This is a genomic window from Leuconostoc mesenteroides subsp. mesenteroides ATCC 8293 (genome assembly GCF_000014445.1).
Classification (GTDB): Bacteria; Bacillota; Bacilli; order Lactobacillales; family Lactobacillaceae; genus Leuconostoc; species Leuconostoc mesenteroides.
On sequence record NC_008531.1, the window covers coordinates 1,046,404 to 1,068,963 of the forward strand.

General features: G+C 35.1%; 23 protein-coding genes and 1 pseudogene. 23 read left to right on the forward strand and 1 reads right to left on the reverse strand.

Going from position 1 to position 22,560, the window contains the following annotated elements; translation table 11 throughout:
- From LEUM_RS05095 to mobP2, 19 genes and pseudogenes are all read left to right on the forward strand, one after another.
- The gene (locus tag LEUM_RS05095; protein WP_041775273.1) at window positions 1-186 is read left to right on the forward strand and encodes a hypothetical protein; all 186 of its coding nucleotides are present in this window, start codon (window positions 1-3) and stop codon (window positions 184-186) included.
- Between the two features lie 70 nt (window positions 187-256).
- Window positions 257-1,741, forward strand: a complete 1,485-nt coding sequence (locus LEUM_RS05100; RefSeq protein ID WP_011679791.1) for a phytoene desaturase family protein — start codon at window positions 257-259, stop codon at window positions 1,739-1,741.
- Entirely contained in the window at window positions 1,742-2,620 is an 879-nt protein-coding gene (locus LEUM_RS05105) for a phytoene/squalene synthase family protein (protein ID WP_011679792.1), read from the forward strand.
- 39 nt (window positions 2,621-2,659) lie between these two features.
- A complete protein-coding gene (locus tag LEUM_RS05110; RefSeq protein ID WP_011679793.1) occupies window positions 2,660-3,706 on the forward strand; it encodes an FtsX-like permease family protein in 1,047 nt (348 codons plus the stop codon).
- 4 nt (window positions 3,707-3,710) lie between these two features.
- On the forward strand, window positions 3,711-4,385 hold the full coding sequence (locus LEUM_RS05115; protein WP_011679794.1) for an ABC transporter ATP-binding protein: 675 nt from the start codon (window positions 3,711-3,713) through the stop codon (window positions 4,383-4,385).
- 129 nt (window positions 4,386-4,514) lie between these two features.
- Entirely contained in the window at window positions 4,515-4,925 is a 411-nt protein-coding gene (locus tag LEUM_RS05120; RefSeq protein WP_011679795.1) for a hypothetical protein, read from the forward strand.
- Window positions 4,926-5,039: 114 nt separating this feature from the next.
- A pseudogene (locus LEUM_RS10500) lies at window positions 5,040-5,150 on the forward strand (SDR family oxidoreductase); the annotation flags it as partial.
- 273 nt (window positions 5,151-5,423) lie between these two features.
- On the forward strand, window positions 5,424-6,605 hold the full coding sequence (locus LEUM_RS05125) for an IS30 family transposase (protein WP_011679796.1): 1,182 nt from the start codon (window positions 5,424-5,426) through the stop codon (window positions 6,603-6,605).
- A 606-nt stretch (window positions 6,606-7,211) separates the two neighbouring features.
- Complete coding sequence (locus LEUM_RS05130) at window positions 7,212-7,445, forward strand: helix-turn-helix transcriptional regulator (protein WP_011679797.1); 234 nt, start codon at window positions 7,212-7,214, stop codon at window positions 7,443-7,445.
- Window positions 7,435-8,406, forward strand: a complete 972-nt coding sequence (locus LEUM_RS05135) for a replication initiator protein A (RefSeq protein ID WP_011679798.1) — start codon at window positions 7,435-7,437, stop codon at window positions 8,404-8,406. Before LEUM_RS05130 ends, LEUM_RS05135 begins: the two co-directional genes overlap by 11 nt.
- Before the next feature lie 27 nt (window positions 8,407-8,433).
- On the forward strand, window positions 8,434-8,709 hold the full coding sequence (locus tag LEUM_RS05140) for a hypothetical protein (protein WP_011679799.1): 276 nt from the start codon (window positions 8,434-8,436) through the stop codon (window positions 8,707-8,709).
- The gene (locus tag LEUM_RS05145; RefSeq protein ID WP_011679800.1) at window positions 8,678-9,034 is read left to right on the forward strand and encodes a hypothetical protein; all 357 of its coding nucleotides are present in this window, start codon (window positions 8,678-8,680) and stop codon (window positions 9,032-9,034) included. The genes LEUM_RS05140 and LEUM_RS05145 overlap by 32 nt, the downstream gene beginning before the upstream one ends.
- Complete coding sequence (locus LEUM_RS05150) at window positions 9,024-9,434, forward strand: single-stranded DNA-binding protein (protein ID WP_011679801.1); 411 nt, start codon at window positions 9,024-9,026, stop codon at window positions 9,432-9,434. The genes LEUM_RS05145 and LEUM_RS05150 overlap by 11 nt, the downstream gene beginning before the upstream one ends.
- A gap of 4 nt (window positions 9,435-9,438) precedes the next feature.
- Window positions 9,439-10,407 carry a hypothetical protein gene (locus LEUM_RS05155; protein WP_011679802.1) on the forward strand — a complete coding sequence of 323 codons (969 nt, stop codon included), beginning with the start codon at window positions 9,439-9,441 and terminating at the stop codon, window positions 10,405-10,407.
- 206 nt (window positions 10,408-10,613) lie between these two features.
- Window positions 10,614-10,991: a hypothetical protein gene (locus LEUM_RS05160; RefSeq protein WP_011679803.1), complete on the forward strand. Its 378-nt coding sequence runs from the start codon at window positions 10,614-10,616 to the stop codon at window positions 10,989-10,991.
- Window positions 10,992-11,006: 15 nt separating this feature from the next.
- Window positions 11,007-11,792, forward strand: coding sequence for a DNA/RNA non-specific endonuclease (locus LEUM_RS05165; protein WP_011679804.1), 786 nt, complete (start codon window positions 11,007-11,009; stop codon window positions 11,790-11,792).
- Window positions 11,793-12,506: a hypothetical protein gene (locus LEUM_RS05170; protein WP_011679805.1), complete on the forward strand. Its 714-nt coding sequence runs from the start codon at window positions 11,793-11,795 to the stop codon at window positions 12,504-12,506.
- Window positions 12,496-12,810 (forward strand): hypothetical protein, encoded by a 315-nt coding sequence (locus tag LEUM_RS05175; RefSeq protein ID WP_011679806.1) that lies wholly within the window; start codon window positions 12,496-12,498, stop codon window positions 12,808-12,810. The genes LEUM_RS05170 and LEUM_RS05175 overlap by 11 nt, the downstream gene beginning before the upstream one ends.
- Entirely contained in the window at window positions 12,794-14,281 is a 1,488-nt protein-coding gene (gene mobP2 / locus LEUM_RS05180) for a MobP2 family relaxase (protein ID WP_011679807.1), read from the forward strand. The genes LEUM_RS05175 and mobP2 overlap by 17 nt, the downstream gene beginning before the upstream one ends.
- Window positions 14,282-14,447: 166 nt before the next feature.
- Here mobP2 and LEUM_RS05185 read toward each other — a convergent pair whose 3' ends face one another.
- A complete protein-coding gene (locus tag LEUM_RS05185) occupies window positions 14,448-15,461 on the reverse strand; it encodes a LacI family DNA-binding transcriptional regulator (protein ID WP_011679808.1) in 1,014 nt (337 codons plus the stop codon).
- A 212-nt stretch (window positions 15,462-15,673) separates the two neighbouring features.
- On the opposite strand from LEUM_RS05185, the gene LEUM_RS05190 reads away from it, so the two are divergent.
- The 4 genes from LEUM_RS05190 (at window position 15,674) to galT (ending at window position 22,558) form a co-directional block, all read left to right on the forward strand.
- Complete coding sequence (locus tag LEUM_RS05190) at window positions 15,674-17,725, forward strand: beta-galactosidase (RefSeq protein WP_011679809.1); 2,052 nt, start codon at window positions 15,674-15,676, stop codon at window positions 17,723-17,725.
- A 15-nt stretch (window positions 17,726-17,740) separates the two neighbouring features.
- Window positions 17,741-19,660, forward strand: coding sequence for a glycoside-pentoside-hexuronide (GPH):cation symporter (locus tag LEUM_RS05195; protein WP_011679810.1), 1,920 nt, complete (start codon window positions 17,741-17,743; stop codon window positions 19,658-19,660).
- 21 nt (window positions 19,661-19,681) lie between these two features.
- Window positions 19,682-20,920: an arabinogalactan endo-1,4-beta-galactosidase gene (locus tag LEUM_RS05200; protein WP_011679811.1), complete on the forward strand. Its 1,239-nt coding sequence runs from the start codon at window positions 19,682-19,684 to the stop codon at window positions 20,918-20,920.
- 129 nt (window positions 20,921-21,049) lie between these two features.
- Window positions 21,050-22,558, forward strand: coding sequence for a UDP-glucose--hexose-1-phosphate uridylyltransferase (galT, locus tag LEUM_RS05205; protein WP_011679812.1), 1,509 nt, complete (start codon window positions 21,050-21,052; stop codon window positions 22,556-22,558).
- Window positions 22,559-22,560: the final 2 nt, after the last annotated feature.

Below are 22,560 nucleotides of genomic sequence, written 5' to 3' on the forward strand. Positions count from 1 at the left end.
ATGTATAAAGCAGTTGGTTGGCATTCACAAAATGAGTATATGGCTGGTAATAGTCTTGCTGATGTGATGCGTAAGTTACAAAAGGAGTACCCAGCACCCAGACGTACTTCTAGGAGTTCGTCCACGCTACATATCTACTCAGAACCGTTAAAAATTATTAGTGTAGCGAGTGAGATTGTAAATTAAATCATATACAATAGGATTAACGGCGACAAAATATAACCAATACTCTACAATAGACAGAGGAGAATAAAAAATGAAAACAATCTCAATAATTGGAGCAGGTGTTGGTGGTCTAACTTCTGCAATTTACTTACAGAACCATGGGTATCAGGTCACTATTTATGAAAAAAACAGTCGACCTGGTGGGAAAATGGACATTATAGAGGAATCCGGCTTTAAATTTGACACCGGTCCAACAATCGTTATGATGCCCGACATTTATAAAAAGCCGTTTATAGATAGCGGAGTTGATTACAAAAATTATTTTAAAATGAAACGTATTAATCCGTTCATGGATGTTGTAACACACAACAAAAAAATTGCATTATCTTCTGATCTTGTGGATTTAGCAAAAGAATTTGAATCTTATGATGAGTCAGAGATGCTTGGATTTTTAAAATATTTAACAGATATATATAGTAAATATATAAATGCCAAAAATAATTTTATTTATAAAAGTTTTAGAGGTCCCGGTGACTTTTATAATATCAAAACACTTTGGAACGCTTACAAGTTAAAAACATTTTCGTCCTCGTTTGAAGCTATTCAAAAAAATATCAAAAATACAGATTTGCAATACTTAATGTCATTTCAAACGCTATATATTGGTATTTCACCATTTAGTGGTCCTTCTATATATAATATTATTCCAATGATTGAACTAATCTATGGCGTTTGGTTTATAAAAGATGGCATGTTTCAATATGCAAAAGCATTAGAAAAACGCTTTATAGAGTTAGGTGGAAAAATAGTTTACAATTCAACAGTAGAAAAGATTATTGTTGAAAACAATAAACATGTCAGTGGCTTGCTCATCAATAACACCTTAAAAGATTGTGATGCCGTAGTTGCGAACGCTGATTTTCCTTACACAATGACAAATTTGTTGGATATGGACGATAACAAGAAAGGAAAATATCAAAAGAAAAATATTGAAAAAATGGATTATTCCATGTCATGCTTCTTATTGTACCTAGGCTTAGATAACAATTATGATCAACTGAATCTTCATACAATAAAAATGGCTAATAATTTTGAAACTAACGTTTACGACATTGATAACGGTATTTTACCTGATGATCCATCATTTTATATTTACAATCCTAGTGCAATTGATAATAGTTTTGCACCAAGTGGACAATCTGCTTTATACGTCTTAGTGCCAGTTTCTAATTTAAAGGAAAATAGCAGCTGGTCGGAAAATGATATTGATAACTTTACACATAAAATAATTCATAAAGTAGAAACGGAACTTAATTTAGATAATTTAAATGAACATATCGTTTTTAAAAAGGTTCATACGCCTAAGACATTTGAGACACATTATAACAGTTTCTACGGCGCAACTTTCGGACTAAAACCAACTTTAAAACAAAGTAATTATTTCCGCCCGCATAATAAGCATGCTAAAATAGATAACCTTTATTTTGCAGGTGCCAGTGTGCATCCTGGTGCTGGGGTACCTATCGTTATTACTAGTGGAGAATTGACCGCGAAAGAAGTAATGAGGGACTTTTAAATGGTAACTATTCAAAAAATACCAAATAGAGTTCTTGAAATTTTTTCGAGTAGTAAAGCAGCAATTAAACAAAATTCATCATCATTTTATTTTGCTTTTTCAAAATTAGACAAAGATCAAGCTTATAGCATCTTTGTCATCTATGATTATTTACGTCAAATTGATGATGCTGCTGACAACCATGACAGAATAACATTTAATAAATTAATTTTTTGGTGGGAGACGGCTTGTAATACCAATAATATTGTAATTAACAAAACATCAAACATTGCTGATAGAGTAGCCTATATTTTTAATCATTTTTCTATAGATACCAAGCTGATGACTGACATGATTCAAGGACAACTTCGTGATCTCAATAATATTGAAATTAACACACTATCAGAATTAGAAAATTACTGTTATCAAGTAGCAGGAACCGTGGGGTGCATGATTTTTTGTATACTCTCTAGAAACTCTATTGAAAACAATCGTAAGGCAGTAATAAACGTGGGAATAGCTCTTCAGTTAACCAATATTTTAAGAGATGTACATGAAGATGCTATGGCGGATAGATATTTCATTCCCAAGCAACTGCTATTAAAATATGATATCCAAAAACAAGTTTTGTTAGAAAGTAAACCTGATATTCAAACACAATCTTTGTTGCAATATTTAGCAAGATTAGCACTTTCTAAGTACGCCGAAACTGATGTGATTACTAATCAGATTTTAGATAGAAAAGGCAAAGTAGCATTAGAACTATCCATTAATGTCTACAAAAAGATCCTAACAAAATTAATGAAAAATAACTTCGTTGATTTATCAAAAAGAGTATATGTGACACCCCAAGAAAAATTACTATTACTATTAAAAACCTTTTCAAAACACATTAAGTGATATATTAATAATAAATAGAATTAATAACAGGAGATCATTATGTTTTTAGCTATTAAAGAGATGCTACATGAAAAATTGCGTTATAGCCTAATAGTGGTACTTATATTTTTAGTAAGTTATCTTTTGATTATTCTTACTGGTTTAGCCACTGGTTTAGCTAACCTAAACAAAGCGGCAATTAACGAGTGGGATGCTTCAAGTATTGTCTTAAATAGTGATTCTGAAGGACGTTTACAACAATCTTTTCTTTCACAGGATGAGGTTGCTAGTTTACCCAGTAATGGAACCAGAATTTCACAGTATAGTACACTTGTAAAATCAGAAAATGGATTAAAAGAGAATGCTCAATTAGTAGCTCTTGATTCCAAATCGTTCATATTTAAAAAATTGAAAATAACAAGTGGTAGTAAAAATATCCGAAACAATGCCGGCGTCGTATCGGATAAATTCAAAAGTGATGGATTCAAAATCGGTGACCACTTGTTAGTTGCTAATTCATCATTGAGGATTAAAATTACAGGTTTTACACCCAGGGCAACTTTAAGTGCTCTTCCCGTGGTTTATATTTCACCAGACACTATTCAATCACTGAATAAAGGTGTAATAAATGCTGTGGTATTCAAGAATACGTTAAATAATTCAAAAATACCAAAAGGCACTAATCAGTTGAGCATTGGCTCATTTATTAATAAATTACCTGGATATAGTGCACAACAACTCACATTCAACTTCATGATTGGTTTTTTGTATATTATTATTCTAATTGTTATTTCAATTTTCTTGTATATTCTGACCGTTCAAAAATTACCCAACTTAGGTGTCTTGAAGGCGCAAGGAGTCTCAACGCAATATCTTGTTTTAAGTACGTTATTTCAATCATTTATTATGTCGGTTATTGGCGTTATTATAGCCATTATATTAGGTGAAATAACAGCTATTACGTTACCCAGCGAGGTACCCATTGTCATCGATAAAAGTAATATTATTGTAACTGGAATCGGTATTATTATTATGTCCTTGTTGGGTGCATTGATACCAATTCGCCAAATTGCCAAAGTTGATCCTTACAAAATTATTGGAGGCTAATTCCATGTCAAATCTAATTTTCGACTCAGTCACAAAAATTTTTGGTGAAGGGAGTAGTAAGTACGTAGCACTAGAAAATATTAATTTCGAAGCAGAAAGTGGTCAGCTTATTTTAGTTGTAGGGCCATCAGGATCAGGAAAAACTACATTTTTGACTATAGCAGGCGGACTACAGACACCAACTAATGGTGACGTAAAAATAAATGACAGTACAATTAACAGTTTGTCCAAAAAACAACAAACAAAATTAAGATTGGAAAAAATAGGATTTGTTTTACAATCTTATAACTTAGTCCCATTTTTAACGGTCGAAGAACAGTTTAAATTCGTAGATAAAATAAAAAACCAAAATTTGACTAAACAAAAAATGCATGAGCTTCTTTCTGATTTAGGACTTTTAGAACTGCTAAAAAAATATCCTAATCAACTTTCTGGTGGACAAAAGCAGCGTGTGGCAATTGCTAGAGCATTATACACTGATCCTGACTATATTTTAGCAGATGAACCCACAGCCGCATTAGATACAGATAGATCCATGAAAGTAATCGAGTTACTCAGAGATTTAGCGCACAAAAGAAATAAAATTATTATTGTAGTTACTCATGACTTAAGGTTAAAAGATATGGCAGACAAAGTTTATAAGATAATTGACGGTAAAATGACAATCCTGGAGAAGTAATTTAATTTATGACTAAAAATCAGCAAAAATATAATTATGACTAAGGAATATTTTATTAACTAAATGTTGAGATAGCACAAGGAAATATTTGTGCTATCTTTTTTATTTATTAGGAAAAGAGAAAAAATTATGACAACGAAAATATGGTTAAAACCAGAACAATTAGATCTGTATATTAAACATTTAGAACGATTTAGAGACTTATATAGTCAACTAGACCAGACTTTAGAAAGTGATAGAAAAGACTTTCAATTTAAGGCAGGTGCACCCAACTTTCAAACAACGTTGAGCGTATCAATGCAATTACAAGCTAAAATTAGACAAGCACAATCTCAAACATACGGAGATGTGCTTTTTTTTAACAAAGAATTAGCATCTAGGGTACAAGATTTGGTTTCAAAATCAATTGAGTTAACCTTTGCGTATCGTGATTTAGACTTGCTAATTAAGGGAAATGATCGCAATACTGAAAGTGGTTTAAACAAAATTGAAGAACAGTTGTATCAGGCTAAACGTCAGTTGAGAGAGAGGGCAATGTGATGATGGTAGGAAAGTAACATTTCTGTAGAATTTTGCACAATTTGTTAATGTCGACAAATGATTTTGAATAGGGTATATTTAGTAGTTATACCTAATAAAATCTCTAGAGGAATAGGTGTCACTACTGAAGAAGTTGGGAACACGGCTGCTTTTTTATTGAGTCCTATTGCAAGTGGGGTAGTTGGAGATATAATTTACGTTGATAAAGGTACTCACCTTATCTAAGCCTATTTAATAGAATAATAGGTCTTCATACCAGATTTAAAATTATATGGAAAAGAACGCAAAGCATACTTGAGTGCAATGCGTTTTTTGTGAATTGGCTGACGTTAAAAGTGTGCTTGATGATTTCAATGTTGTGTCATTAAGGTATGTCTAATATATTGCTCTTAAATACGTGAAAAAATAAAATAATAGGCAATATTGTGAAATGGTAAACTTGTTATAAGGGATTAATGCCCAACTTTACTAATCAAAACAAAGGAGAATATATGTTTTATGAGTGATGAAACACCAAAAAAACGAAAGCGCCAACCACATATAAATGAGAACCAACGTCACATGATTGAATACCTGTGGAATATTGAAAAAATGACACAGGCTGATATAGCTAGACGTTTAGGATATACACCGTCATCAATACTACGTGAATTGCACCGTGGCAACACGCTTGATTTTTCACATGTAGATAGACGAACACTGTTGAATATGGAGGATATACACGCACGTATCAAGTATTCGGCACAACGTGGTCAATATCTAGCCTTAAAGAAACGTAGTAAAATGGGTACTGGTTCAAGATTGACTCCTGAATTAAAAGAAATTATTGAGACTTGGGTTAATGTTGAGCATTGGACACCTGAACAAATAGCTGGCAATGTGCAAGATGTTGATGTTTCCGCGTCAGTCATTAGGTTATGGGCTAGAAAAGGTTTGATTGATATTCGCAAACATAAGTATCATCGACAAAACGGCACGCCAAAGGAACGTGCAGTAGCCCAGACAAGACGTGCTAAAGAACGTGAAATTGCTAGACTACGTGAGCAACTGAAAAATGACGGAGAACTAGTCCGCCATTCAATATTTGATCGTTCACAAGTGGTTGAAAGTCGTAAACAGTTCGGTCATTGGGAAATTGATTTAGTGTTGCCTGCTAAAATGAATAATCAACGTTATCAAGATACTACTGCGATTATGACATTTACTGAACGCAAAACTCGGTTTACTGCCTTAGTATTAGTTCGTAGTAAGAAATCTAGTGATATGGTTGATGCGTTTAAGTTGTTTTATGAGCGTTATGGCAAAGCTGTGCGTACTATAACAGCAGACAATGGTTCTGAATTTATCTCATGGGACTTTTTAGAATATGTTCAAAAAGAGCTTAAAATTAAGCTGTACTATGCTACACCGTCATCACCACAACAACGTGGTTCAAATGAAAACAGAAACCGTAAGCTACGTGATTGGTATCCTAAAGGCACGTCATTTAAAGATGTGAAACAGCGACAATTAGATGAAGTCGCTTCAAAAATGAATGCTATGCCATTAAGACAGGCACTTGACGGTAAACGACCTATGGTAGTGTTTGAACAAGAATATAAAGCCATGCAACGTTACCGTAGAGCTTATGAAAAACGTAAACAGCGCATGCTTGAAGAACGCCAAAATGATGAAAAATAAGCCGTAAAAGCTGGTAATAAAAATAATGAACTTTAGACACTACATGTGTCTTTTTTTGTTGTGCTTAAAATATAAATATTTGAAAACGGTTTAATTGGTTGAAATATTTGATATAATAGTGAGTAATTAGATTGCTAAAAGCCTTTGTATAGACGTTCCAAAAGCGTGGACGTGCAGTTTACTTTTAAACCAAATCATGATATTCTGGAAGAAGTAGTGCTCTGATTTAAAAATAATCTTCGTTAGTTTTACATACATGTTACTGGTATTTTACCAAAATATTAAACATGTGGTTTTCAGCTTGACATCCGCCGTTCGTCTTTTAGTGTACCGTGCATAATCTAACGTAACAGAGGCTTGTTGATACGTTGGCGCACAAGGGATTACACAGTTTACTAAAAATCCAAAGTCAATAAATTGAAATGAAGTAACGTATTTGTAACATTAGTTATTTTAAAAGCTCATAAGTCCTGTGTGGGCTTATTTTTTTTGCTTAAAAACAGCCTAAATATTAAGAAGTTGCTAAGAAACCGTCTTCATGACGGTTAATTATTGGTAATAAAATCAATGAAAATTGACAACTAAAACAAGGGAGAAAGAAACAAAATGAGACATTCTTTTGGGTCAATTGTAAAAGCCTATCGGGAAAGAAAAAGACTAACACAATTGGAATTAGCTGTGAAATCAAAAGGGGAATTATCAACGGCGACGATTTCAAAAGCTGAAACCGATCCAAGTTATAATCCGAAACTGACGACGTTCATCAAATTTTACAAAATTATGGATGTGCCATTTAAAGATATTGTTGCGACATTAGAGGGGACTGCTGATGATAAATGATCAAGATACACCCAGGAAAATGGAACGTGTTAGTAGAAATCAAGTTGAAACTAATGAACGATTCTACAAAATTCCAAAAGCACTGTTTGAAAATGAATTCTACGCCAACATGAAACTTGAAACGAAAATGGCTTATGCAATTCTGCGTGATCGTTTCTTGTTGTCAATTAAAAATAATTGGATTGATAAAAATGGTGATGTTTACTTGATTTACAAAAACAGTGACCTGCAAACAATTCTTAGTGTTGGCGAGAAAAAAGTCATTAGTTTGAAAAAAGAACTAGCAGATTTTGGGCTCCTTGAAGAAGAACGACAAGGGTTAAATAAACCAAACAGACTTTACGTTGGCAACATAAACACTGATTTCGAAGTTATCCACAGGGCCAACCCCTTGGGGGACAAGGAACTGTCAAAACGACAGGTCCGGAACTGTCAAAATGACAAGTCAAGAACTTCCAAAACGACAGCTCAAGAACTGTCAAAACGACAGTCAAGTGAGACTGAGAATAGTGAGACTATTTTGAGTGAAACTGAAACCAATTCTTTTGATAAGGATGAAATAAATACTAATAATAATTCAAAAAAACCTCAACAATCATTTATCGCAATTGGCAAAATTATTCAAAACAATCCTGAATTAAGAAGTGTAGTCCAAGGTTTAATTCCTGATTTACTTTTGAATGAACCCCAACAAGCAGAAATTGTCGTCCGTGCTCTTGATTGTGGCTATCATTTTTTGACGGCCGAACTTGAGAAAGGTAATTCTGCTTTAACTTTGCAAAAGCAATTACAAGGTGAAGTTGCTATCAAACAGTTACTTTTGAACACTGGCTTCAACCAAGTAGATTACATGCGCGACCACCTGATTGATATCAGCCAATATGGGAAATATTTTGCTAGTGGCTTTAAGAGTCGTTTGAAGATTGCAATTACAACAAGTCAATCGGCCTCAGGCTTTTAACTTTAAATTGGAGAGAGGAGAGATATAATGGCAAACCAATACAACGTATTTATTGCAGTAGACTTTTTCAACGCAGACATACTTTTTGTGGCTAACTCATCAGGTGAACTTAGCCGAAAAGTGATCAAAGCAATTGAAAATCATAAATTAGAAAGCGATGGCGCAGTGAGGTTATACCGTACCTCTTATCAATCAATTAAGGCTATCGAAAATTTGATGGTACGTTACCATTTACCATTTCATGAAGCTGCAAGACCAAAAGGGAGAGATTATGAAAATCAGACAATTAACGCTGTTGGATGAGCAAAGTTTACAAGAACTGCAACAAACCAAATACGTCGTTATTCTCGTTAGGGAATTGAAAAATAATCTCGTTCAACCCACAAAAAAACAAGCCTTGGTCTGTTTAAAACCAAATGAAATGAAAGTCAAAGGTGAGCTGTTTGACGATTGCTTAGGGAATCATTACGTCGGTTGTACAGTCCTGAAAGGCATTCATTATTCTGAAGCTGGCAACCAAATCCCAGTGTTTAAACTACCAAATAATATCCAAGACTATTTAACTAACCAATTAGCCCCAATTATTAGTTTACTGGATCAAAAAAGGAGAAATTATTATGCAAAATAATCACCACGTAGGACGTTTAGTTCGCGATGTTAACTTCACTGTAAGAGGTGAAAATAAAACAAAGATTGCCTACTTCAAATTAGCCATTAATGATTTAAAAGATGGCAAAGCAACTTACATTGATTATGTTGCTTTTAACAAAACGGCAGAATTGATTCATGATTATGTGACTGATATTGGCCAAGTAGTTGAGGTTGAATTTGTGATGCGTAATCACAACTACACTGATAAACACACTGGTCAAAAAGTTTACGCTATGCAAAACCAAGTCACACAATTCCGTATCTACAAATCTAGTTCGTCATCCAAAAATCAGGTTGAAAAACAAGATGTCACGGATAAAGATTTGCCACCATACCCTGACTTTAACAGCAATGCATTTGAGTATGTAGAGGGGTAGGACAATGACTGCAATAATCACAATAGCTGATAAATTTAGAAATATCTTTCAAAGATTTAGTCGCTTCGGTACTTGGTTTTTGGAACATCAGCGGCGCAATTTAATTGCCACATTTAGCATATTTATCCTGATAGCTTTTAGTACAACCGTGATGGTTAATATTACACCACGCCCCTCAAATTTGCCAAGTACGGAGTTAAATACACCAGTTTCATTTGGCACTTTGAACAAAACCGCTAGTCTAACAAAAAGTGTTTTTAATAAAAATAATGGTGTTTTGGAACTGCATTATACAATCTCTGACGGAGCTGTTTCTGATCAAGATTTGGTTGATATTAGCAAAATTAAATTCACTGCTATGACTGATCATGGTGGTAGTCAAGTGACAGGTCGTGTCGTACCAACTTCGAATAGTACAGTCGTGGTTCAATTTAAAAACCTGAGTCATAACTTCAATGCTGTAACACTAACAGCTCATGATAAAAGCATCAATACTGCCACAGTCGAAGCGCCAAGTAGCGTAGTTGCTGATAGTTCAAGTGCAAAGAAAACGGCTGCAAATAGTAATACAGTCAGCGGTAAATTCATTATCAATCATGACAAAGTTTCTAAGTCAAATAGGCTAACATTTGCCACTCAAAGGGAACTTGAAGTTAGCGAAAGTGAAGCTAAAATAGCGGCACAACAAAAATTGATTTCCAAGAATACAAACGCGATTGTTGAATATCAAAAAGCCATTGATCAACAGCAATCGTCCATCAAAAAGTACCAAAAAATACTCGCCCAGTCTGATGAATCAGATACACAAACTAGCATTGATAATGCGCGTGATGCCATTACACAAATACGAACACAAATCAGTGATGCACAAAAAAATATTCAACGTGCTAAGACAAATATTAGTCAATATCAAAAGACTAAAAAGCAGGTTCAGGAAGGCAAATCATTGTTGCCAAAACCAACCGATTTGTAATTCTATATAGTCCAAGAATTTGCCTAACGGGCTATTTTTTATAGCAAAACCTGGGTACAGAAAGGGTACAGACAAAGTACAGAAAGGGTACAGACAGTTTTGTGATTGGTAATCCCTTGAAAGGCCCGCACGGCGGGATTAAAACCACAAGGTTTTCCTTTCCCCTTAACCTGTTCCCAATTCATTAAATATTTTATGGAGGTTGTATGAAAGGTATAACAAAAACAATTAAAAACATTGATGAACATGCTTTGAAAACCATTGAAGCACAGGCATCAAAAGAAAATGTCTCGTCAAGTCAATTGATTCGTGAACAAATTGAACACTATGCCAAGCGGCTTGAAGAAGATAGCGCAACCAAAGTATTGCATACGTATCTCGACGATTTAATCATGGCTAACAATAACGTTGTGCACGGATTAAATGACAATACAATTGCGATAGGTGAAATGTTTAAAACAATTCTAGCGCGACTTGAAATGTATTTTCCAGACTTAAATGATGAGGTAGAACGAATTCAAAAAAACGCTCGCCCTAAGGAAAAAAATTTGCCAAAGTCGATTGACTTTGATGAGTTTGAATAATTGGAAGGAGTACAAATGAAAAATTATAAACGTGGTCGTTTGGCGAGAAGAATTTTATTAAGTATTGTCATATTGATAGGTGTTGTGTATTTAAACCGTGTCTCGATTTTGCAAAAAATTGTAGCAATAGGTTCCCAATCACAACTGATTAATATTGAAAAACAAAGTAATTCACCGACACAAAATGATGAGCTAGCCAACTTAAAATATACTGGTCAAACAGTTGTTGAAGTTAATCATAATCAACCGACATTTAGTCAAGATGACTTGAAAATTAAACAGGGAGTTTGGCAAAAGCTATCGCCATTAGATTGGTTAGGCAGACCACAAGTTGCTAATGCGTTGCTTAACCTAAAATTAATGCCCCCCTCTCAAAAGTATCAAGCCCGTGAACGATTAACAATCAAAACGCCAGGTTACCATGCCATTAAAACAGGAACGAATACTACAGACTGGTTATACAACCGTAGTCATCTGATTGGGTATCAATTTACTGGTCTAAACAATGAAGCCAAAAATTTGATCACGGGGACACGACAGTTGAACGCAGACAGTCGTGTCAATGCTAAAAGTATGGTGACTTACGAAACAGAAATTGCGGATTATTTGCATCAGTCAAAAAATAATTATGTGCGTTATCAAGTCACACCCGTATACAAAAATGTTGAGTTAGTTCCCCGTGGTGTTCATATGATAGCACAGTCAAATGACAATACTTTGAAATTTAATATCTATGTTTTTAACGTTCAAGATGGCTGGACAATCAACTACTTAAACGGTAATGCTGAAAGGAGCGAATAAGTGAAAGATGCGATAGAATTTAAAACAAGTCAAATGAAGGCACTCATCAAAAGAAGAAATGTTTTGAATAAAAAGTATGATACAACTTTACCCGAAGATATTCCTTTGGATGTTAAATCAGAACTAAAGTTTATCGACAAAATTTTACAAGAATTCGACATTGATGAGGAAATTTTTGCAAAACAAGGTAAGACAATTAATATCAAAAATTCGCGGAACGAAGAATGGTACTTTCAACAAATGAAGCACTGGGCTGAAAGAAATCCAAGGTCTACAAATGGACAGTTTGGTAAAAGTACACTGTATAGATTTGCTTTGCATTTCTTCGTAGAAAATATTGCCCTTAATGCTAACAATGCACGTCTCAATTATTCAGAACTAGCCCAGAAGGTAAATGATGCTAACTCCACAAAAAGTGATTCAAAATTGACTGCGCAATTAGCAAATGTAGAGAATTTATTAGGCTTTCTATTAACTATGCAACAATGTCAACTTGAATACATTCCAGAAGGCATTAATTTAGAAAATGGTTTTGTTAAATATGCCATCAACCCAATTAATCCAACAGAGTTCCAACAATTTGGTACACCAACAGAACTCAATCCAAGCAATGAATTGGCACAATCTTATGAAGAATATAAAAAAATTCGGAGTCGCGATAAGCAGCTGATCAAAAAATATCACCAAACAGGAGGACAACTCGATGACGACTAAAAGGCATAGTAAAAGAAAAGCACAACTTAAAAAGTATTTAGAACAACTTGATGAATTCAATTGGCACCATCCTACTCAAGTTAGTGAGATGGCTGACAGTCAACATGAACGCGATAATCGCACGTACTATTTGGCTCAGCTAAGTTTAATTCTGTTCAATAACTATCAACAATCCTACATGCAAATTGCTCAAATGCTGAACATGTCCTCCAGAACAGCCCGCCGTTTGACAATTGATTACGAACAAGATTTTGACAGTTTAGAAGATATTATGGAGGAATTGCAAAATGGCGAAGACTGGTGAAATTGCTGCATTTGCCCTGGGTGAAAAAAAGACGGCAATGGTCAATTTACCAGCGCAGTTTGTCACTTCTAGTACAGCAGATATGAAGGGTCAAAAATACTCAGACCTCGTTGATTATGCGGATAATTCTGAGAAAACGAATGATCTCAATAATGAATCCATAACTGATCTCATCGATTTAAAGGAACAATTTAGCAAGCGAGGCTATGCAAATAGAAATTCGGCAGTGACAGAAACGCATCCCATATTTGGTAACGACAAACTAAATTATGATAATCATGATATTTCTGTATTGAGAAAAAACTTGGATGAGGCTCAAGAAAATGGTAATAACATTCATGAACTCGCGTTCTCAATCAGAGGCGATTGGTTAGTTAAAAACAATCTCTATGAACCCGAAACTCGTATGATAGACCAAAATAAATTGAAGCATGCAGAACAAGAGGTTTCTAAGACGCTAATTAACAAAGGATTTAATTTACCTTTGGGAGAAGATGAAAATGACGTTGTTTGGTTTGGTGTGATTCATCAGGATACTGATCACCTAAACATGCATCTGTGGTTTGCTAAAAAAAGCCAAGAAACGCGGCCTGAGATGCTAAAACAAGAAGGTGAGTATAAAGGGCAGCCAATCGGCGTTATACCTCTGGAAGTGATTGAACAAGCCAAGCGACAGTTTAGAAAACAATTAATGTCATCACAGGAACTAAGACGGCATCAGGAAATATTAAAAGGTGTTGGTGGCTTTAAAAAAGAAATTGTTGAGACAGCGCCAGACAACCTATTAAATGATCGTCATGCTAAAGCCATCAAACAAATTTATGATGCTTTACCTCAAGACATGAAAGGGCGTTGGCAGGTTGGCAGCGCCTATTTAACAGCTGGAAAAGGCAAGATGGCAAAAGCAGATCAATTGACCAATCAACTTTTAGATGATTTGTTTGACAAAGAGCTTAAACCTGAATATGAGGGATTTAAATCGATGGCACAAGAATACGACGCCATTAATATTGAAGACCAGGGCGTGATGCATAAGGGACAACTCAAATGGTCTGAGAATAAGGACGAGGAATTAAGGCAACGCTTAGCGAATCAACTCTACAAACATTTAGCACAAATCGAAGATACATCACTAAATGATATTGACCAACAAATGTCTGAGCTACTAAGCAATGTAAAAAAGCGCGACAAAGGCGGCATCACAGACAAAACTAAAATTGCATCTAGCCCTGAGGAAATAAAATTGACCCCCAATCCGTGGCTCGACAATGTCAACCCAAATATAACAAAGAAGCACATAGGTGATCAGTTGCCAGTGCGGGGTGGCTCGTTTAATAAAATTAGTCGTTTGTGGCGGCAGGACATCCGTGCTGAGACAAATGCAGAACGTCGATTCTTAACACACCAAAAGATAGTTGAACAGTATAAGGCAGAAGAAGAGTTCACGACACAAGAAAAAAATAGATTGTAAAAAGGGGAGTACATACCGATAAATTTATTTACCATCAAAAAGAACTGAATCTATTTTTTGATCAGGTCAAATAGGTATTGTTATCGAAAAAATCTTGTTTCTATATGGGATAATTAGTAAAAGAAATTTTTTATCAATGTCAAGCGTTAAAAATCAAATACAAATATTATCGATTGTCAATTTTTCTTGGAAACGTTTCTCTATAGATTAATTCAGGTGATTTAAGTACCACTTCAGGGCTTGTTGTTTTTGGATTGATTATTCTCTGGTGCAGCAGATTTAGCGCTTCGTTTATCATATCATCTATATTAATTTTAAAAGTAGTAAGCGATGGTGAAGAAAATTTAGCGACTTCTATATCATTAATACTTATGAAAGCTGTAGTATAAGGAACAGAAATATTTTCTTCATTAAACGCTCTGAGTACTCCTATTGCCAGCGAGTCTGATCCAATCAAGAAAGCCTGTGGGAGTTCATTCTCAGAATACGCATTAAGAATTTTTTTACCAATTCTATAACCAGAGGAAGTTGAAAAATCAGATCCTATAAATACGAATTCTTTGCTATATATCGATATTTCTTTTGCATAGCTTTCAAAATATCTTCTTCTTAAATCATCAAACTGAAAAGCGTTGTCGCCTTTGTTCCACAATTTACCTCCAATAAACCCAACTTTTGTAAAATTGCGAGATCGAAATTCATTCAACGCCCTTGTGATGGTAAATTCCAAGTTGGGCTGTACAGAAGTAAAAATACCAGGATTAGGATTTGAGTCAACAAACACGCAGATAATCTCCTTCTTTATGATCTCATTTAAAGCATCTTGATTAAACTTTCCAATTAACAAAACACCTCTAACATTTTCAGATAATTCCATCACATTTTTATAAAAAATTATTTTTAGTCCACTTTTTTTGGCTGTTGCTTCAATAATCTCTCTCATTTTAACATAATAAACATCTTCAAGCTCTTCATCAGGATTAATTGAAAAGATTACCGCGAGATTAATATCTAAGAATTGATTAGATCCAACGGATATATACTCAAGTTGTCGTGCAACAGTTTGCACGGTTTCTCGGGTACTATCAGTAACTGAAAAAGTTTGGTCATTATTTAGTATTCTGGAGACAGTTGCTGAAGAATATCCGGTTTTTAGGGCTATTTCCTTGATAGTAGTCATTTTTAACCTCTTCATTAATTATGTAGAAAGTACTGTGTCTATAATTCATCATAAAACAAACGGCAACATTTGACTAATGTAAATTTAGTAATGAAAGTAAACATCATTTACTAATTTTTACCATTATTACCTCTGTAAGCGCTTCCATTTACTATGATAACGAGTTATTATTTAGAAGTCAATTGATATAGAATTAAGAAAGGATACGCTTTATGACTGACACATTACAAATTTCAAAGTTTCTACATGGGGGCGACTATAATCCCGAACAATGGATTGATAATTCAGAAATCATTAATCGCGATTTTACATTGTTTAAGCAATCCAAAATCAACACGTTCACAATAGGAATTTTTTCTTGGGCAAAAATTGAACCAAAAGAAGGAGTTTACGATTTTGAATGGTTAGATAATATTTTTGATAGGGTTGAACAACAAAACGGGAATATTATTTTAGCTACTCCAAGTGGCGCCAGACCTAGATGGATGTCTGAAAAATATCCGGAAGTTCTACGAACGAATGAACAAGGACAAAAACTTTTATTCGGGGAACGTCATAATCATTGTTTATCATCGCCTGTTTACCGCGCAAAGACGAAGTCAATCAATTACCAGCTTGCAAAGAGATATGGTCATCGCAAAAGTTTAATTCTTTGGCATATTTCTAATGAGTTGGGAGGTGATTGCCACTGTGAATTGTGCCAAGAAAAATTTCGTGAGTGGATGAAAAATAAATATAAGACGATTGATAACTTAAATAGGCTATATTGGTCATCATTTTGGAGTCATCAATATAATAATTGGGATGACATTCATTCACCTTCGACACTGGGTGATACTACTTCTCTAATTCTGAATTTGGACTGGAAACGTTTTGTGACGGACCAAACAATTGATGTCTTTGAAAATGAAGTCAAACCATTACGAGAAGTGACTCCAAATATTCCTGTTACAACAAATTTTATGGGGGGAAATCCCCCAGAATCAAGCATTTTTATGGATTTAGATTACCAAAAATTTTCTAAACATGTGGATGTGATTAGTTGGGATTCATATCCTAATTGGTCCAATGATTATGAAACTACGGAAACTTTAGCTATGAAAACGGCTCTAATGAATGATGTTATGAGGGGGTTGAAGCACGATTCTTACCTTATAATGGAAAGTACTCCTTCTCAGGTTAATTGGCACCCTTTCAATAAATCAAAGCGGCCAGGAATGCATGAGATGGGCAGTCTGCAACAGATAGCACATGGAGCAAACTCAGTACTTTATTTTCAGTTACACCAATCACGGGGATCTTCAGAAATGTTTCACGGCGCTGTTGTGACACATAGTTTGAGCAATCGTACACGAGTTTTCAAAGATGTAAGTTTAGTAGGAAAAGATCTAGAAAAATTGCAACCGTTACTCAAATCTAAATACACACACACCAAAATTGCAATTGTATTCGATTATGACAATGTATGGGCATTAGATGATGCAAGAAATTATTCGGATCAAACAAAGAAATATTGGCATACTATTCAGAGTCACTATAGTGTTTTTTGGCAGAATAATATACCCGTTGATATTATTTCTGCTCAAGATGATTTATCCCCTTATACACTTGTGATAGATCCGATGCACTTCATGATGGACATCGAGTATATGGAAAAAATTGAAAAATATGTGAGTTCGGGAGGCAATCTTGTTGGTACTTATATGACAGGCGTGGTTGATAAAAATTATTTAGCATATTTAGGTGGGTGGCCAGAAAGACTGCAAAGAATTTATGGTTTGTCTTATGTTGAAACTGATACCCTTTACCCAAAACAAACTAATACCATCATATGGGAAGACAACGAATATAAAGTAATCGACTATGCTGATGTTTTTGAACAGAAAGGCGCTACCTCACTCGCTTATTATGAAGATGATTTTTATGCTCAAAGCCCAGCCTTAACAAAAAATGATTTGGGTTCTGGCACCGCTATGATGATTGCTGGCAGAACGGAAAAAGCTTTTTTAAATAAATTTTACAGTAAATTAATTGATAAATACTCACTTCGTGATTCACAAATTCCTTTTGAAAATGCTGATGCACATCTAAGTGTACAAGTTCGGCAGGATGAGCGTCAAAAATATTATTTCATTACAAATTATACCGATAATAAACAAATTGCCTTGTTTAAGGATAGCTATACGGAGATGTTGTCAGGGAATAGTTTAAATGGAAGCACTACATTGGAACCATATCAGGTTATCGTAGCAACAAAGGACTGATTTAGGAGAAAGAATATGAAAGACATAACTAAACAGAAGTTTTCTCGAAATAAGCTAGTAGAAATGATTTCTTTTGCACTTGGTAATCTAGGGCACTCTGCATTCTATGGTGCATTAAGCACTTACTTCATCGTTTATGTCACGAGTGGTATGTTTGATGGGTTACCGCAATCGGTAGCAAACAAGTTAATTGGTTTAATTACGGCTCTTGTAGTAATTATTCGTTTGGCCGAAGTAGTTATTGATCCGATTCTTGGAAATATTGTAGATAATACAAAAACGCGATGGGGAAAATTTAAACCTTGGCAAGTAATTGGCGCGGTTGTTAGTTCAGTGTTATTAGTTGTAATATTTACTGGAATTTTTGGGTTGGCTCATATTAATTGGATTGCTTTTGCGATCGTTTTCACAGTTTTATTTATTTTACTAGATATTTTTTATTCATTTGCAGATGTTGCCTATTGGGGCATGGTGCCGGCTATATCTGAAGACAGTAAAGAGAGAGGAATTTTTACTTCCTTAGGGAGTTTTACTGGTTCTATTGGTTGGAATGGTCTTACGATGATTGTTGTTCCGGTCACCACATACTTCACTTTTATCGCAACTGGAAAACATGAACAAGGGCCTTCAGGGTGGTTTGGATTTTCAATAGTTGTTTCCATTGTAGCCGTTTTATCAGCTTTGGCAGTAGCCTTTGGAACTAAAGAAAAAGATAACTTGATTCGAAATGCTGCAACAAAAAAAACAAGCATTAAAGATGTATTTTCAGGTATTATTCATAATGACCAAATTTTATGGATCAGCTTAGCATATCTAATGTATTCACTAGCGTATGTTGTGACCAATGGTGTTTTATTTTACTTCTTTAAGTTTGTACTAGGAAAACCAAACGAATTTTGGATTGCTGGTGCTATTGCAACAGTAATAGGGTTCTCTACTGCTCCGTTGTATCCCGTTCTAAATAAGTTTATCACCAGGAAAGTGTTATTTAGTATTGGGCAAATGGCAATGATCCTATCATATCTGCTTTTTATATTCGGAAAAACAAATATGATGATGGTTACAATAGGACTTATTTTGTTTAATTTTACTTTTGCGCAACTGGTTGTTGTCTTATCACTAACTGACTCTATTGAATACGGACAATTAAAAAATGGTAATCGCAACGAAGCTGTTGTCTTGGCGGTTCGACCTATGTTAGACAAGATAACTGGTGCTTTTTCAAACGGAATCGTCGGAACAATTGCAATTGCGGCGGGCATGACTGGATCAGCTACCGCAGGAGATATTAGTGCATCAAAAATTAATACCTTTGAAATTTATGCTTTTTACACACCACTTCTTTTTTCTATTCTAGCCTTAGTTATATTCTTGTGGAAAGTTAAAATTACCGAGAAAAAACATGCCGAAATCGTTATTGAACTGGAAAAAAATTTATCAAGTGGCGCTAGAAAAGCTAATACTTCTGAAGTGAATGTTGAACTTGAAGAAATATTTGCACCTGCCTCAGGACAAAAAAAGCTACTTAATGAGGTCAATGGCAACACAATTACTGGTATTGGTTTTGCTATTGATCCGGAAGAAGGTAATTTACTTGCACCATTTGATGGCAAAGTCGACTTTACTTTTTCTACAAAACATGTTTTGGGTGTTGTATCTAACAACGGATTAAAAGCAATTATTCATGTAGGAATAGGCACTATCAATATGCGAGGTGCGGGGTTTGTGTCACATTATGTGGACGGCCAATTATTCAAAAAGGGAGATCTTTTGATGAGCTTTGATAAGAAATTAATTACGAAAAACGGGTATCAAGATGACGTTATTATGTACTTTACCCAACCAGAAAACATTATAGATGTTCAACAAATTGATAATCGTGTCGTCAAACAAGGGGAGCAGATAGCAAAATTAACATTCAGGAGTGAAAGATAACTTAAAGGTGGGCCGGAAAGTATGAACTTAAAAAGAGATTGGTGGGTAGTAATCACTACAATCGCAATAACTAGTTTTCTTTCAGTTTCAGTATCGGCTTCGGATGTTACTGTTAAAAAAATTAATAATTTGAATGGTAATACTATAAAAGGTGTCGATATTTCGTCTGTAATTAGTGAAGAGAAAAGTGGTGTACGTTATTTCAATGAAGAAGGAAAACAAGAAAATATTTTTCAAATATTAAAATCAAATGGTGTTAATTATATCAGAGTTAGAGTCTGGAATAACCCATATACAGAGTCTGGTAATGGGTATGGTGGTGGCAATTCAGATCTAGCGAAAGCAATTTTAATTGGCAAACAGGCAAGTAAATATGGAATGAAGTTGTTGGTGGACTTTCATTATTCCGACTTTTGGGCTGATCCATCTAAACAGAAGGCACCCAAATCGTGGCAGAATTTATCTTATGATCAGAAACAAAAGGCAGTATACGCTTACACTCTGGATAGTTTACAAAAAATAAAACAGGCTGGAATAGATGTAGGAATGGTGCAAATTGGGAATGAAACTAATAATGGAATTGCGGGTACTAGCAAATGGCCAGAAATGGCTGGTATATTTAATTCTGGGTCAGCAGCGGTTCGTAACGTAGATAAAAATATTTTAGTCGCCGTTCATTTCACAGATATACAAAAACAAGGCAATGATAAATGGATTTCAAAGCAGTTGCATGATCATAACGTAGACTATGATGTTTTCGCTACTTCATATTATCCTTATTGGCATGGTAGCTTAAGTAATCTGACACAATCGCTAAGTGATGTTTCTCGTACCTATGACAAAAAAGTTATGGTCGCAGAAACTTCGTACCCATACACCTATCAAGATGGAGACGGGTTCAGGAATACAATTACTAAAGATTCTAATATTGTATTCGATTATCCCGTATCTGTCCAAGGTCAAGCGACGGCTTTGCGTGATGTTTTTCAGGCTGTCGCAAACGTCGGAAGCACAGGCTTAGGTGTTTTCTATTGGGAGCCCGCATGGGTCCCTGTGGGACCAAAGTCAAATTTAGAAAGCAATAGGCTATTATGGGAGAAATTTGGGTCCGGATGGGCAACGAAAAGTGCTAGCGAATTTGACAAAGATGCTGAGGGAAATGCAGGGGGATCATCTTGGGATAATCAGGCTTTGTTCAATTTTAAAGGTAAAGCCCTACCTTCGCTAAAGACGTTTAAATATATAGACACTGGTCATTAATTAAATAAGTTGGTTGAAATAATGTTTGGTTCATTCTGAATTGTATACAGTGATTGACATCATTATAATCTCAAATTTTAATTTTTGGTGCAATAATTTTTACTTATAAAGATTTAAAGGAGAAGCATAATGGCGGAAATTGATTTATTCACAGCATTCGCAAAAAAAATCATTGAAGAATCTGATTATACAATTGATGACGAAATTTATTTGGTCAATCAAATTATGGGATTAGTTGGTGAAACAAATCATAATACGACACCTCGCTTGGTAGATGATGACAGTGTAACGACCCTAGCTTTACTAGATCAGCTGACAGCTGTTGCCGAAAAAAATGGGACATTAGCGTTGCGTCAAATGAACACTGATATGCTAGGTGCGCAACTCATGAATTTTATTGTACCAAGGCCATCACAGGTTCGAAAAATGTTTTGGGAGCATTATCAGCAATCTCCGCGACAAGCAACTGATTATTTCTTTGATTTATCCCAACGCAGTAATTACATTAAAACACGTGAAATCAGTCAAAATATTTCTTATCCGGTAGACACACAATATGGTACACTGCAAATTACCATTAACCTATCCAAACCAGAAAAGGATCCTAAAGCGATTGCGGCTGCTTTAAAAAATAAAAACCAACAGCAATCGCAATATCCTGTTTCACAATTGGCAAAAGAGAATGAAGGATATTGGGGACGACTGGATTATGCAGCACGCACCAATCATCGGGTTATTCCGATAACATTGGGACATGAAAAATGGTATTTTCAATATTCACCTTATGCTTATTTCAATGAACATGCTATTGTGCTCTCTGAAAATCTTCGCCCGATGCATGTTGATCGTGAAAACTTATCACGATTGTTAGAGTTTGTGTCTAAATTTCCAGAGTATTTCATTGGATCGAATGCAGATTTGCCAATTGTTGGCGGATCGATTTTATCACATGACCATTTTCAAGCTGGTCGTTATGAACTACCTATGGCAAAAGCAGTCATGAAAGAAAAGATGACCATTGCAGGTTGTGATTTACATGAAGCGGGTATTTTAAATTGGCCAATGACAACTATCCGCTTAATCGACGATGATCGTGAAAAGTTACTAAATGCCGCTGATAGAATTATGATGGCTTGGCAAAATTATGATGATGCCTCTCTTTCAATTCGTGCGTATGGTGATGATGGTGAACGGCACCACACGGTAACGCCGATTGTTAGATTTCGAAGTGGTCATTACGAAGTGGATCTTGTGTTACGTGATAACAACACATCTGACGCTTTCCCAGATGGCATTTTTCACCCGCATCCAGATGTTCAGCATATTAAACAAGAAAATATTGGTTTGATTGAGGTGATGGGATTAGCAATTTTACCGCCACGTTTGAAAGCAGAATTAGCTGAAGTTGCGCAATATTTATTAGGCAATGATAATAACATTGCATTAAAACACCGAACATGGGCAGATGCTTTGAAGCAATCTGAAGTGATTAACGCGAATAATGTGACCCATATCGTGCAACAAAGCGTGGGACAGATTTTCAGTCGCGTACTTGAGGATGCAGGTGTCTTCAAAAATGATCAATCTGGACAAGATGGTCTGGAAAAGTTTATTAAGCAAATCGAAGTAGGGGAATAAAT